Genomic DNA, 13,669 nt, shown 5'->3' on the forward strand with positions numbered 1-13,669 from the left:
CAGCCCACAACTTAAGCTATCATTCTGAATAAATGAAAATTTCCGCTTTCTTAGGAAACTTGGTAGCAGACTTTATCCCGACGACTCCATCACTAACTTGCTCAGCCTCTACCCCATCCACCTGCAGCGACTGAATGATATGCTTGCTATAATGCATGTCTTTCTTAGCAATAACAGTATCCCCTACTTTTACTCCCCCCCCGTCAAGATCAACGACAACAACAGCACCATTCATTAAATATTCAGATGGCTGCCCTAGCGACTTCATATCGGAAGGGATCAAATTTATGAGCCCAAAAGCGAACAACTGCTCCCGCACATCTTCCTTTCTTAGGATTTCATCTCTTATCAGAAAGAAAGCCAAATACAGTTGGTACGTAGTCAAGAGCCCTCGCTCATCCAGTAAAGCATCCTGTAATTGGTGTTCCGTAAATGGCGGGTTCTTCCTATTATCTGGCGCCACATATCTTTCATGATTAACAATATAAAGACCGTAAACATCAAAACTTTTCCTTTGCTTCATCCTTCTATTTTTTATTTTTGTAATCTGTGAACACGCTTTGTCAGTTGAGGTTCCCCCAATACCCTTCACCTCTACGACCAATAGCTTGTCTCCACAATCAATCTGCAAATCTTCCTCTAGAACCCCTTCAGCTTCCTCGTCTTGATTTAAGACCGAATCAAACCCCAACCACCGAAAATAATGCTGGACAGCACATACTAGTGAATCGCCAGTTTCGGATATCAAATCCCTTAGAAATTTGTACTCTTCCTTCAAAGCAACAAGATCATTTTCAGCTTTTGCAACTTGTGATCTATAGACCTCCTCCAACTTCACCCTATGAGCTTGTAGCTCGATCTCTCCCGGCACAGGGAAATTCCCACTGTCCAGCCATGCGAATTGCCCACTAAATGGAAAGACTTGTGGAAAGTGCTCAGCCAAACAGTGCTCAAATAAATCCTTGATAAAACCTGCTTTATCCTCAACTTGAGGGAATACAAAAACAGCCCCTTCCCCCACCGCATGAAAATAAGAAATTATCTCATCGCTGTCATTAAGAACCAGAGGAACAAAATCTTCATTCTGAACGGATGCAAACTGGTCTGAATCCCAATAAGTTGGATGCTCAAAAACAACTTGATATTGACTACTACCAAAATACTTTTTAACTAGCGAAAAATAAACATTTTCGACCTCAGGCGATTTTATGCGTCGCCCTACTTTATTGGAACATGACGGAAACCCTGCATACAAGTTTCTAGTCGAGCAAGAGTACGATTCATCCCACGAACTCCCTCCCCTATCAATCTTGACGGTCTGGTAATTCGCCTCTTCAATAGTACTGGAAAAAATCACAACTATTGACAACTTCCTCAATAAAAGATCCAGCTCACCTCCGACGATATGCATTCCGCCAGGTCTTGGATTGAATAAACTCTCAGGGTATGCACTATAAAAAGCGTAGGCGACACCGCCCGTAGCATTTCCTAGCGGGGCGGAAGTGTATTGAGTCTCTTTTATCTCCCCACCCAAATCAATCACAACGACATCATATTCGTGTAAATTTTCTGGGAGGCTAAAATTTAGTTTCACATGTTTCGCATCGCCCCTATTTCTGTTTCCTACCCGAATAGGTTTTCCTAACGATGCCGAAACCACGTCATAACGCTTTTCAATTAGCGCATCAGTTACACTAGGATCAACATCAAACACGCAGATCAGCGGCTTCTCGTGCTTAGCTTTGTCTTTATTAATTTCTTCCACCGCACCTACCATATCCAATCCTTTTGAAATACTTTATGAATTCAAATCAATATAGAATCTTTCTCACTATGTCAATGCGCCACCAGCTCGCACCTGGTAGCGAACAAAATCATTGACTAATATCAACTGACAGTTGATATTGACCTCACTCTTCCACCACAGAGCGAGGCAAAACCATGCACACCACAGCAACCCTGCACGTCCACCCGGCCGCTGCTGACCCCTTCCGAATCTTCGAGATCCGCCGTCTGGCCCGCGAAAGCGGCTGCTCGTTTGTCACCACCAAACCGAAGCAGCAACCTCGCACAGCCTCCACCCCATTCGATCCGAACGGCGGAGGGCACGCAGCATGATCAAGTTCAAAATCGACAACCGCACCCTGCAATTGCTGAATGCCCAGGTCAACCTGAGCGAGACCTTTAACCACGTCCTCAGAACAGCGCCCAAGCGTGAGTGCTTGGCGTTCCGGCTCAAGGTCGAACGCGGCACATTGGAAAGCACCTTCGTCGTCGAGCTGGGTAGCGAACGCCACACGCTGACCCTGCAGAACGACAAGAAAACGCACCTCAAGCTGGCCGACTTCATCGAAGAAATCGCCAATGGCCCGTTCGACGCGAGCAACACCAGCGACCTGGTGCACCGCCCGCATGCCACCCGCGAATACGGCCGCTTCGAAGTCTCGGACAAACAACGCGTTTTCGAGCTGGTCCGCACCGGCGGTGTGCTGAGCCTCGACATGGGCTTCGACTACCCCCTAAAGGTCGCGCTGCACCGCACGCAATCACGCTCGGGCGTCACCATCATCCTGAGCATCGGCAACACAAGCCCGCACACCCGCTGCTTCACCGCCTACGGCACCGATGTCGAGATCTACGGCAAGGTCAGCGAGTCCATCTACCACCTTGCTGCAGCAGCAACTCCTGCTGCGCACGCGGCATGAGGGGCACACCATGGAACGCACCCTCGCCCAAGCCGCAACACAACTCGGCCTGACCCGGCCCAAGCTAATCGCTCGCATGCGGGAAAAAGGCCTGCTCAACGAACGGAACCTGCCGGCCTACCCCAACCGTGACCGCGAGTACCTGCGAATCAAGGACGGCCAGTGGTACCACGACCAGCTCGGCATGCAGTACAGCCAGTCAACCCGGATCAAACAACCTGGCATCCGCTGGCTAGCCGAACAACTGGGCATCGATCTACCCGCCATCCCGGCAGACAACCGTGACGTGGCCTAGGGAATACGCCCGCCAGATCATCGCTATGCGGACACGAGAGGAGCGCAACGCCGCGCTCCTCGAAGTGCCCGAACATCTGCGCGAGCTGACCAGAACGCACTGCCTGAACGCCTGGAACCACCCGGCCAGAAAACAACGCAAGGAGGCCCAACAAAGCCATGAGTAACACAGCACAAAAACCGCTGCTCCTGCACCCGGCGCCGGAGTCAGCCACCGTCGAACTGCTTTACCGCATCTTCGGCGATGTTCTGATCCCGCTCGACAAAGTGCGCGAGCAGTACTTTCGCAACCTCAACGAGCAGTCCTTCGTCGCCGAGATCAGCAGCGGTCGCATCCAGCTCCCCATCACCACGCTGGACACCAGCCGCAAGGCACCTAAGTACGCACACATCCGGCACGTCGCTTCCCTGATAGACATCCGCGCCTACCAGGCCGACGAAGACATGCAGCGACAGCAGGACGACACCAACGAGTAACACCCACAAACCGAACGGCTGCCACCACCAGCCTGTGACATCAACAGGAGCACACCACATGACCGCAATTCAGATCTGCGCACTCATCGCCCTGATCATTCTGGCCGGACTACTAGTATGGGCCGGCTACTTCATGGGCCACAGCGACGGCATGTCTGCCGGCATGAAAGAAAGCGACAACATCCAGCGCGTAGAAAGCGCCAAGACCATCCGCGAATTAAGGGCCTCCCTCGACTTCATCAAGGCTGACCACGCTCGCTTGGCGCAATTCAGCAAGCGCCTTCAGCAAGCATTGACGCTTGGCGAACCCGAACGCCAGACGTTGCTCGAGATCGCGGAAAAACTTCGCATTGCCGCCGACACATATGCAGCGTTCCGCACGGGAAAAAAACTCGAGCGCGAAACCCGCGTCTTGCGCGATCAAGCGCTCGCCATCGCAGCCCTTCTGGAGCCGGCAAATCAAGAGAGCGCCGCATGAGCCAGATCTGCCCCCAATCCAACACCCACCGCATCCCGGCTCACGCCCCACCAGCGGCAGATGAACCCACGCGCATTCGAACCTCGGAGGAAAGCGGCATGCAAAAGGACCCGCACAACACTCAATCCACGACCGCTTTGCTCTGCAAGAAAACCAGCGTCGACACACCAGAAACAAACAGCCTCTGCTGCGCAGCAGCAGGCATTATTGCTCCTTCCAACAGCACCACCGAGGCGCTTATACCCCACGAAAAGCTGCGCGAGGCAGCCACACCCAATGCAACGCTAATCGCTCAGAATCGCCCGCCCGCGCAGCCTGCTGTGGGGTATACGCACCCTGAATGCATCTTCGAAAGACCGCCAAGGCTGGTCGTCGAAGTAGTTCAGATCGACGAGCCAGTCGAGTTCGAGAAAGAGTTTCCAATACCTGAAGGCCTGCAGTACTGCATAAAGCGCGTGACGTACATCAGGACACCAGGAGCGAGTACGTCTGACACGTTCGCCCGCGAGCATTACGCCTATAAAGCGGGTTTCGCAGCATGGATGCGTCGGGCGTGGAAGCAGGCAGCGCCGGAATGGCTGAAACTCAGGAGAGAACAACAGGATCAACCCGCAGTCCAGGAGGTAAAATGAACACTGCTTTCATCCTGATGGCTCAGTACAACGGCCAGGCGATCATCCCACTGGACATGGTTTGCAAGGACTACTTTACGCACCTAACCACCGATATGTTCCAGCGCAAGGTCATGGCCGGGCAGATCAAAATCCCGATCACGCGGATGGAGCCGAGCCAAAAAAGCGCAAAAGGTATTCACATTACTGATCTGGCGGCTTATCTAGATCTGCAACGGGAGGCTGCGGTGAAAGAATTTAACCAGCTCAACGGATACCGCCGAGCTAGCTGATTCACTGCTTACCCCAGGCGCCAAGCTTCACGGGCGCCTGGATAACCTTCTCTAACCACGGCCATTCGGCATAGTGGTCACCCCTCCCTCGCAGATGGGTATATCTACGTAACGAGTTCCAGTCACGATGCCCGGAAACACTGGCTACTCGCGGAATATCCCAATCCATTTCGAACAAACGGCTCACACCATCGTGTCGCAGATCGTGGAAGTGGAGATCTTCAATTTCCAGAAACTTGCATGCCTTCGCCCAAGCCGTGGAGATCGATGACGAGTTGTACGGGAAAATCTCCGCACGCTCTTTTGGCATGCTCTGCAGAATGCTCCATGCTTCATCTGGAAGGTGGCACCAAACGTCATTGCCGATCTTCTGCCCTGGGTTCTTCATGTCGCGCACCAGCACCCGCTGACCCGTTTCATCGACGTCTTCCCATCGGATTCGGCTGATCTCATCCTGTCGACGCGTGGAGAACACCGCGAAGCCAATAACCTTAAGCATGTTGATCGAACTGGGTCGACGTTGCTGCATGCCAGTGAAATGCTCGAGCAACTCATTCAGTTCCTCCTTGGTCGGCCGTCGGTCGCGCTCTCGGCTCTTCATGTTGTAGCCCAACTTCCGAAGCACCTTCCGAGCGTCCGCCATCGCGTGTGGGTCTACCTCATACCCCCAAGCAGGTCGCGCGATCGAAAGGACAGCCCCAAGGTGCGCCAGATCGTTGCCTGCAGTCTGTGGCTGAACACCACCGCCCTCCTTGCTCATTCGCCAAAGCGCAAAGTCCACCAACCGCTGACTATTGATATCTGAGTCCACGGTCTGACCAAAGTACGATGCTGCAATAGCATTGAGGGTGGCTTCTTTGGTCTTTCCCAGCGGCCGGACCTTCTCAATTTCGGCCAGGTATTGTTTGATCATGTCCTCTACGTTGACGCCCTTGCGGTTCGCGCGCTCAATCGCACCAGGCTGATTTAGCTCTGCCTCACGTCGCCGCACCCACGCTTGTGCCGCCTGTTTCCGGGCGAAGGTCTGGCTCTCTTGGTAGACTTGCGCTCCATCGCGAAACAGGCGTATCTGTGCCGTGTAACTGACTGAGCCATCGGTGCGTTTTCGTGCTCTGATCGTTGCCATGGTCGACTGGTACAATTCCGAGAGTGATTGGTACATTGTACCAGTGCAATCGAAAAAACGCCTGAAAACGCCTAAAAACACGCTATAAATACGTTGAGCCAAATGGTACCAAACACCCACTCCAGCCCAGTAAATTCAAGCCCTGCGCTATCTCGGCGGTTCTCCGTTGCGCCCATGATGGATTGGACGGACCGCCATTGCCGTTTCTTCCTACGCCTCCTATCGAAGAACGCCCTGCTCTACACCGAAATGGTCACCACCGGCGCGCTGCTCAACGGCGATCACGAACGCTTTCTCCGTCACAACGAAGCCGAGCACCCTCTCGCGTTGCAGTTGGGCGGTAGCGTTCCGTTGGATCTGGCCGCCTGCGCCCGCATGGCTCAGGAACACGGTTACGACGAGGTGAACCTAAACGTCGGCTGCCCGAGCGATCGTGTGCAGAACAACATGATCGGCGCCTGCCTGATGGGTCACCCGCAACTGGTGGCGGATTGTGTGAAGGCGATGCGTGATGCGGTGTCGATTCCGGTAACGGTGAAGCATCGCATCGGCATCAACGGTCGGGACAGTTACGCGGAGTTGTGTGATTTCGTCGGCACAGTCCGCGATGCCGGGTGCACCAGTTTCACCGTGCATGCGCGGATTGCGATTCTGGAGGGGTTGTCGCCGAAGGAGAATCGTGACATTCCGCCATTGCGCTATGACGTGGCAGCGCAGTTGAAGGCGGATTTTCCGGAGCTGGAGATTGTGCTGAATGGCGGGATCAAGACGATGGAGGCTTGCCACGAGCATTTGCAAACGTTCGACGGCGTGATGCTGGGGCGTGAGGCTTATCACAATCCGTATTTGCTGGCGGAGGTGGATCAGCAGTTGTTTGGCAGTTCGGCGCCGGTGATCAGTCGGGCTGAGGCGCTGGCGCAGTTGCGTCCTTATATAGCCGAGCATTTGTTGGCCGGTGGGGCGATGCATCACATCACACGGCATGTGCTGGGCTTGGGCACGGGGTTCCCGGGGGCGCGGAAATTCCGTCAGTTGTTGTCGGTGGATATTCATAAGGCCAAGGATCCGCTGGCGTTGCTGGATCAGGCGGCTGAGTTACTTGAAGGTCGTTGATTGATGGTTTGAGTGTGCGGGCGATGCATGAGCGTTGCCCGGTGTTTTGTTGTACTGACAGGATGTCTTTTGTTTATGCCCGCGTTTAGTTTTTCTGCTTTCAAGCGTTTCACCCTCCTCGCCTTGTTCTGCTTCACTTCCGACGTTTATGCGCACTGCGATGGCTTTTGCATGGGCCGTACCGAAACACCGTGGGAGGTGACGCAGTTCTCTGGCCTATCGATCATGGTGCTGTTGCTGACGCCCTTCTCTGCCACCAATAACACCACGGAAAGCTTTAAACGCGTTTACTCCGCCGAGGAGCAGGAAGACGCGCGACTCTATCTGGCCAGCGACGGCATGCTGCAGGCCGCGTATTTCACGTCGGCCTTGCAGCGCTATCGCCAGGAGTCGCCGAATTCAGCGTTAAACGATCTCGCCGTTGCGGCGTTGATCAGCGCGCAATGATCAGGCTGCCGCTGCGGCCGTCCAGTTGACCCAGCCAAACAGCCACGTCGCCAGAATCAGCAAGCCAAACGCGATCCGGTACCAGGCGAACGCGGCGTAGCTGTGGTTGGCAATAAACTTGAGCAAGCCGCGCACGGCAATCATGGCGAAGATGAACGCGGTGACGAAGCCGAGGGCGAAGACTGGCAGGTCGTTGGGCTGGAACAGGTCGCGGTATTTATAGCCGGAGTACACGGCGGCGCCGACCATGGTGGGCATGGCGAGGAAGAACGAGAACTCGGTGGCGGCTTTGCGCGACAGGCCGAAGAGCAGGCCGCCGATGATGGTCGAGCCGGAGCGCGAGGTGCCGGGAATCATCGCCAGGCATTGTACGAAACCAATCTTCAGCGCGTCAGACCAGCGCATGTCGTCGACGTGTTCGACGCTGATCACATGACTGCGCTGTTCGGCCCACAGCATGATGATGCCGCCGACGACCAGTGCCACGGCGACGGTGATCGGGTTAAACAGGTATTGGTGGATCGCGTCTGCGAACAACACGCCCAACACCACGGCGGGCAGAAAGGCGATCAGCAAGTTGAGGGTGAAGCGTTGGGCATTACGTTCGGTGGGCAGGCCTTTGATGATGTCGAAGATCTTCGGTCGAAACTCCCAGACGACGGCAAGAATGGCACCCAGTTGAATAATGATGTTGAACGCCATGGCGCGTTCGCCGCCGAATTCCAGCAGGTCGGCGACGATAATCTGGTGGCCGGTACTCGAGATCGGCAAGAACTCGGTCAGGCCTTCTACCGCACCTAATATCAACACCTGGAAAAGGGTCCAGAAATCCATTAATCCTCCGTCAGAGCGCTCTTGACGAGCGACCGGGTAATAACACTCAGGGGTTGAGTATCTGAAGTTACACAATTGGCACATTATGAAGATCAAAAGGTCGCAGCCTTCGGCAGCTCCTACAGGGGAATGCATTTCAAATGTAGGAGCTGCCGAAGGTTCGGGCCGCGATCGGACGATCTTTTGATCTTGAAGAATAGGTCTTATGAATTGCCACACTCAAGCCATGTTAGTAATCGTCGGCTGACGAAACTACGCAGAAAATATTTAGGCCTTTTTGCAGAAAAAAGTTGCTCTGGCAATAAAGTGTGATCAATATCACATTATCCAGAGATGGCCAGACAGTGGCAATTGGACATGGACAAGGCTATCGCAATAAGCTCAAAATAGTGGCACAATTGCATATCGCCACCATCTAAGCAGTAGTTCACCCTTCCGAGAAAATCAACTAAAAGCTTGAAATGCTTAATTATTGTTAGAAAACTCGGGAGCCACGTCTAAAAATCGCGTGAATGTTACCAATTGTCAGTCACAGATGAGAACCGGTGCTTTAACATCCCGATGTCAGCACTTAATTCGAGTCAATGCATGATGCTCTCAGGGAACTTAGCGACTAGATGCCCGCGCCCGACAAATGACGAACCTGGTGTTCTTACTCTGGGTCGTACCCGTGGCGTGGCTGAACATTTCAAAGCGCTAGTCGCCCAGCATATACGTACCGATATGGCGCTCGAAGCCAGCGCGTACACTAGTTCATATCAGTTAAATGAACAGTCTGGTTCGTATCGAGCGATCTTCCTTGTTATCGACAGCCCACAGGCCCTCGAAGACAATCTTGCCCTGGTCGAGAACCTGCGCAGCGACAACTTGAAACCGATCATATGCGCGGTCATCACCGGTCGCGGCGCCTTCAACAAGATCAAATATTATCTGGCTGGCGCGGATGTTTGTATCAAGCTCAATACCCTTTCCGACGATGGTGCCGAGTTGCTGGGCGAGTTCTTCAACAGTGAAGAATGGCAACGCGATATCGATCTGACGCTTGATCCGACCCGTATCTGCCTGATGAGCACCAGCAAGAAACTCGATATCTCGTTTGCCGAAATGAAGATCCTCGAAGCCTTTGCGCAAACCAGTAATCACATTCTGAGCCATGATGAAATCGCCAGCATCATGGGCCTCAACACCAATTTCTACGACCCTCGAGCACTGGAGAAGTCAATCAGTCGCTTGCGTGGAAAAATCAAGGAGATGTATGGTACAAACGCGATTCAGAGCATTCGCGGCTATGGCTATCGCCTGCTGCGAGGTCTGATATCGACTGCCTGACTCTCGGGCAGCCATCCCTTTTGCATACGTACGAAGGATCGTCTAATGCAACCATATAGCTCCCGTTCTGCTTCACGCCTGTTTGAAATCAAGCAATTGAATGAGCGCGACAACACGACCCATAACAATAAAACTCCATAACATAGCAGCAGATCGAGTGGAATTTATCGAGGGCCATTTTTGGGCCCAAACCCTGCCTATCGATTACTTCCGAGGAAGTCATTGCTCGCCTGCCGATTTATCTTTTAGCCAATTTTGGTATGTATTCAGGAGAGAGACATGGAAACTAGTACAACCCTCCCAAGGAAATATTTTGTTGTCGTGACTCACAGTACAACGTCGCAACGCGAACTGGAGAGCATGCTGTCCAGTGAACGTTTCAATTCGTTTGAAGGGGTTGATTCGCCCTCTTCCGCTCCGATGGTGATGGAGTTCACATATCCAGGCATCAACCGCAAAAATGTCCCGCGCAGTATCGAGCACGATACTCAGCGAATATTGGCCACGCTCGAGTCCGAATGGCGCGCCGCACAATCGGCTAATCCTTTCCAGAATGTCCCGGTAATTACCGGGGAGTCCCGCAATATGCCGCCTGCCGTTGAAGGTGATATGCCCGGCAATGAAACCTGGCATCTCCACCCTGATCAGGGTGCGCTGGTCAAAGAGGGTGTCGAAATCAACCTGACAGGCCTGGAAACAGCATTGGTCAGGAAAATGCTCAGCCATGAAGAGCGCGTTGTCAGTCGTGACGAGCTGATTCTCAGCATCGGTCGAGAACCGGAACAATATCGCGGCCTGGAAATGTGCCTGAGTCGCCTGCAAGACAAATTCAAAAGCGCCAGTAATGGAGAGCGACTGTTTCGTGCCGTCAGAAATCGCGGTTATTGCCTGATTCAGGAAGTCGTCGCGTAACCCCGCAAGACTTCCACGAACAGAACAAACAGACCAAAGTGCGATTACAAAAATAACAAGAGCACTCTGTTTGGCTTCATCTTCCTCCCTGAATTAAACATTCCCTGCCTCCACCCCTCCAACAGTAACAAATACAACATCATTTATTCACCCCCCGCTCTGCGACCTTTTCTAACACCCTTCTATTTAATTATTAAAAAGTTGGCACTATGCCATCTTGTTAGAACTCGTCAGACACCACTCCAGCCAATAACTTAGTCTATTGACTGACGACAGTTCGGCATATCGATGTTGTTACCTCAGGACACTCGTTACAACAAAAACAATAAGTCTGCATAACAACTCGGATTTCAACTGTTGAAACCTGAATGGACGTCTTTTGGGGATACCGTATGGATCTTTCTTTAAGTATCAATCGAAGCACAGGCCTCAAGGGACTGACCTTTTGGGGCCAATGGGCGCTGGCACAAGGCTTTGTCGTGACGCTGTTGTTCATACTCGCCGAACAGCACACCGGGACGGTCGCGTTCTACTACCGGATGTGTGCAACGCTGGCGGTACTGGCGTCGGTGCCGGCTTATACGTTTAGCGGTGTTTATCGCAAGCGTGACAACTACCTGACCGGTCTCGGTCGACTGTTCATGGGTTGGTCGATGACCATGGCGGCGCTGGCGTGCATCGCCTTTGTCTGCCAGGCCGATGAGCTGTTTTCGCGGCAGGTGATTCTGAGCTGGGCGGTGTATGGCTTCCTCGGTCAGGCGTTTCTCTACGCGCCGCTGCATGCGTTTTCCAAGTACTACCAACGGTCGCGTAAAAGCGAACACAAGACGCTGATCGTCGGCACTGGCGAACTGGCGCTGGGTCTGGCGAAGAAGCTCAGCCAACTGGAAAACCTGCCGCTGGTAGGTTTGGTCAGCAATGGTGAGGTGTCTGCGCTGGGTTCCGATGCACCGCGTGTGGTCGGTGATCAGGAACAGTTGCTGGAGCTGATCGAGGCACATGACATCCGCCGGCTGTACATCACCTTGCCGCTGTGCGAAGCGGCGAAAATCGAAGCGATGTATGTCGATTTGCTGGGCGCCAACGTCGACGTGGTGTGGGTGCCGGACCTGAACAGTCTGACCCTGCTCAATCACTCGGTGAAGGTTGTGGACGGTCTGCCGGCGATCTACTTGAACGAAAGCCCGCTGACCAGCCGCCCTACCGCTGCTTTGAGCAAGAGTCTGGTCGAGAAAACCGTGGCGTTTCTGGCGATCATCGCGCTGAGCCCGATCCTGCTGATCATTGCGTTGGCGGTGAAGATCAACTCGCCCGGCCCGGTATTCTTCAAGCAGGATCGCCATGGCTGGAACGGCAAGGTGATCAAGGTCTGGAAGTTTCGCTCGATGCGTGTTCACGATGACCGTGACGTGAAGCAGGCCAGCCGTAATGACTCGCGCATTACCGCAGTCGGTCGCTTTATTCGCCGCACTTCGCTGGATGAACTGCCGCAACTGTTCAACGTGTTGCAGGGGCACATGGCCCTGGTCGGCCCACGCCCGCATGCCGTCGCGCACAACAACTATTACTCGGGGAAAATCCTCGCGTACATGGCGCGTCACCGGATTAAACCGGGGATCACCGGGCTGGCTCAGATCAGCGGCTGCCGCGGTGAAACGGACACCATCGACAAGATGCAAAAGCGTGTGGAGATTGACCTGCAGTACATCAACAGCTGGTCGTTGTGGCTGGATCTGAAGATCCTGGTGAAGACGCCGTTTACCTTGTTGTCGAAGGATATTTACTGAGGTTCAACGCTGTACACCGCAAGGGGACGAAAGTCCCCTTTTTTGTGCCTGGGATTTGGGGGTGGGAGTAGATTGTGGTGGGATGCAAAAACCTGGGGGAGCTGGCTTGCCGGCGATGGCGGTGGGTCAGGCGAAGTCGATGTTGGCTGACCTGGCGCCATCGCTAGCAGGGCTAGCTCCCACAGGGGGATCGGGATCGGCTCAGTATCTGTGGTGTAACCAATATCCAATGTGGGAGCTGGGCTTGGGATCGGGATTTGTGGCGTGACAGATCACCAATGTGGGAGCCAGCCTGCTGGCGATGGCGGCGAGTCAGGCGAAGTCGATGTCGGCTGACCTGGCGCCATCGCTAGCAGGGCTAGCTCCCACAGGGGAATCGGGATCGGCTCAGGATCTGTGGTGTAACCAATATCCAATGTGGGAGCTGGCTTGCCAGCGATGGCGGCGGGTCAGGCGAAGTCGATGTCGGCTGATCTGGCGCCATCGCCAGCAGGCTAGCTCCCACAGGGGGATCGGGATCGGCTCAGTATCTGTGGTGTAACCAATATCCAATGTGGGAGCTGGGCTTGGGATCGGGATTTGTGGTGTGACAGATCACCAATGTGGGAGCTGGCTTGCTGACGATGGCGGCGGGTCAGGCGAAGTCGATGTCGGCTGACCTGGCGCCATCGCTAGCAGGGCTAGCTCCCACAGGGGTATCGGGATCGGCTCAGGATCTGTGGTGTAACCAATATCCAATGTGGGATTTGGGCTGGGATCGGGATTTGTGGCGTTACAGATCGCCAATGTGGGAGCCAGCCTGCTGGCGATGGCGGCGGGTCAGGCGAAGTCGATGTCGGCTGACCTGGCGCCATCGCTAGCAGGGCTAGCTCCCACAGGGGTATCGGGATCGGCTCAGGATCTGTGGTGTAACCAATATCCAATGTGGGAACTGGCTTGGGATCGGGATTTGTGGCGTGACAGATCACCAATGTGGGAGCCAGCCTGCTGGCGATGGCGGCGGGTCAGGCGAAGTCGATGTCGGCTGACCTGGCGCCATCGCTAGCAGGGCTAGCTCCCACAGGGGAATCGGGATCGGCTCAGGATCTGTGGTGTAACCAGTATCCAATGTGGGATTTGGGCTTGGGATCGGGATTTGTGGCGTGACAGATCACCAATGTGGGAGCCAGCCTGCTGGCGATGGCGGCGAATCAGGCGAAGTCGATGTCGGCTGACCTGGCGCCATCGCTAGCAGGGCTAGCTCCCACAGGGTTTTCGGAAGAC

14 protein-coding genes are annotated in these 13,669 nt (G+C 54.2%); 11 read left to right on the forward strand and 3 right to left on the reverse strand.

Annotated elements, in window-relative coordinates; genetic code table 11:
- Nucleotides 1-19: 19 nt before the first annotated feature.
- Nucleotides 20-1,777, reverse strand: coding sequence for a hypothetical protein (locus BK670_RS16655; protein WP_123451194.1), 1,758 nt, complete (start codon nt 1,775-1,777; stop codon nt 20-22).
- Between the two features lie 337 nt (nt 1,778-2,114).
- On the opposite strand from BK670_RS16655, the gene BK670_RS16660 reads away from it, so the two are divergent.
- The 6 genes from BK670_RS16660 (at nt 2,115) to BK670_RS16685 (ending at nt 4,858) form a co-directional block, all read left to right on the forward strand.
- Nucleotides 2,115-2,705, forward strand: a complete 591-nt coding sequence (locus BK670_RS16660; RefSeq protein WP_123451197.1) for a hypothetical protein — start codon at nt 2,115-2,117, stop codon at nt 2,703-2,705.
- A 10-nt stretch (nt 2,706-2,715) separates the two neighbouring features.
- Nucleotides 2,716-3,000: a phage antirepressor KilAC domain-containing protein gene (locus BK670_RS16665; RefSeq protein ID WP_123451199.1), complete on the forward strand. Its 285-nt coding sequence runs from the start codon at nt 2,716-2,718 to the stop codon at nt 2,998-3,000.
- A 158-nt stretch (nt 3,001-3,158) separates the two neighbouring features.
- Nucleotides 3,159-3,476 carry a pyocin activator PrtN family protein gene (locus tag BK670_RS16670; protein WP_123451201.1) on the forward strand — a complete coding sequence of 106 codons (318 nt, stop codon included), beginning with the start codon at nt 3,159-3,161 and terminating at the stop codon, nt 3,474-3,476.
- Nucleotides 3,477-3,534: 58 nt separating this feature from the next.
- Complete coding sequence (locus BK670_RS16675) at nt 3,535-3,954, forward strand: hypothetical protein (protein WP_123451203.1); 420 nt, start codon at nt 3,535-3,537, stop codon at nt 3,952-3,954.
- A 98-nt stretch (nt 3,955-4,052) separates the two neighbouring features.
- The gene (locus tag BK670_RS29975) at nt 4,053-4,586 is read left to right on the forward strand and encodes a hypothetical protein (protein WP_259697571.1); all 534 of its coding nucleotides are present in this window, start codon (nt 4,053-4,055) and stop codon (nt 4,584-4,586) included.
- Entirely contained in the window at nt 4,583-4,858 is a 276-nt protein-coding gene (locus BK670_RS16685) for a pyocin activator PrtN family protein (RefSeq protein WP_123451205.1), read from the forward strand. Before BK670_RS29975 ends, BK670_RS16685 begins: the two co-directional genes overlap by 4 nt.
- A gap of 1 nt (nt 4,859) precedes the next feature.
- Here the strand turns inward: BK670_RS16685 and BK670_RS16690 are convergent, their stop codons facing one another.
- Nucleotides 4,860-5,984, reverse strand: a complete 1,125-nt coding sequence (locus BK670_RS16690) for a site-specific integrase (RefSeq protein WP_185036780.1) — start codon at nt 5,982-5,984, stop codon at nt 4,860-4,862.
- A gap of 102 nt (nt 5,985-6,086) precedes the next feature.
- Between BK670_RS16690 and dusA the strand changes: the two genes are divergently transcribed.
- Nucleotides 6,087-7,097 (forward strand): tRNA dihydrouridine(20/20a) synthase DusA, encoded by a 1,011-nt coding sequence (dusA, locus tag BK670_RS16695; protein ID WP_123451209.1) that lies wholly within the window; start codon nt 6,087-6,089, stop codon nt 7,095-7,097.
- Nucleotides 7,098-7,172: 75 nt separating this feature from the next.
- The gene (locus tag BK670_RS16700) at nt 7,173-7,544 is read left to right on the forward strand and encodes a DUF2388 domain-containing protein (protein WP_123451211.1); all 372 of its coding nucleotides are present in this window, start codon (nt 7,173-7,175) and stop codon (nt 7,542-7,544) included.
- Here the strand turns inward: BK670_RS16700 and BK670_RS16705 are convergent, their stop codons facing one another.
- Nucleotides 7,545-8,378, reverse strand: coding sequence for an undecaprenyl-diphosphate phosphatase (locus BK670_RS16705; RefSeq protein WP_123451213.1), 834 nt, complete (start codon nt 8,376-8,378; stop codon nt 7,545-7,547). It lies immediately after the preceding gene.
- A 588-nt stretch (nt 8,379-8,966) separates the two neighbouring features.
- Here BK670_RS16705 and BK670_RS16710 point away from each other — a divergent pair.
- From BK670_RS16710 to BK670_RS16720, 3 genes are all read left to right on the forward strand, one after another.
- Complete coding sequence (locus BK670_RS16710) at nt 8,967-9,707, forward strand: winged helix-turn-helix domain-containing protein (RefSeq protein ID WP_123451215.1); 741 nt, start codon at nt 8,967-8,969, stop codon at nt 9,705-9,707.
- 279 nt (nt 9,708-9,986) lie between these two features.
- Nucleotides 9,987-10,619, forward strand: a complete 633-nt coding sequence (locus BK670_RS16715; protein WP_123451217.1) for a winged helix-turn-helix domain-containing protein — start codon at nt 9,987-9,989, stop codon at nt 10,617-10,619.
- 392 nt (nt 10,620-11,011) lie between these two features.
- A complete protein-coding gene (locus BK670_RS16720) occupies nt 11,012-12,406 on the forward strand; it encodes an undecaprenyl-phosphate glucose phosphotransferase (protein WP_123451219.1) in 1,395 nt (464 codons plus the stop codon).
- The last annotated feature ends 1,263 nt before the right edge of the window (nt 12,407-13,669 follow it).

Source organism: Pseudomonas fluorescens, assembly GCF_003732425.1.
Lineage (GTDB): Bacteria > Pseudomonadota > Gammaproteobacteria > Pseudomonadales > Pseudomonadaceae > Aquipseudomonas > Aquipseudomonas fluorescens_BE.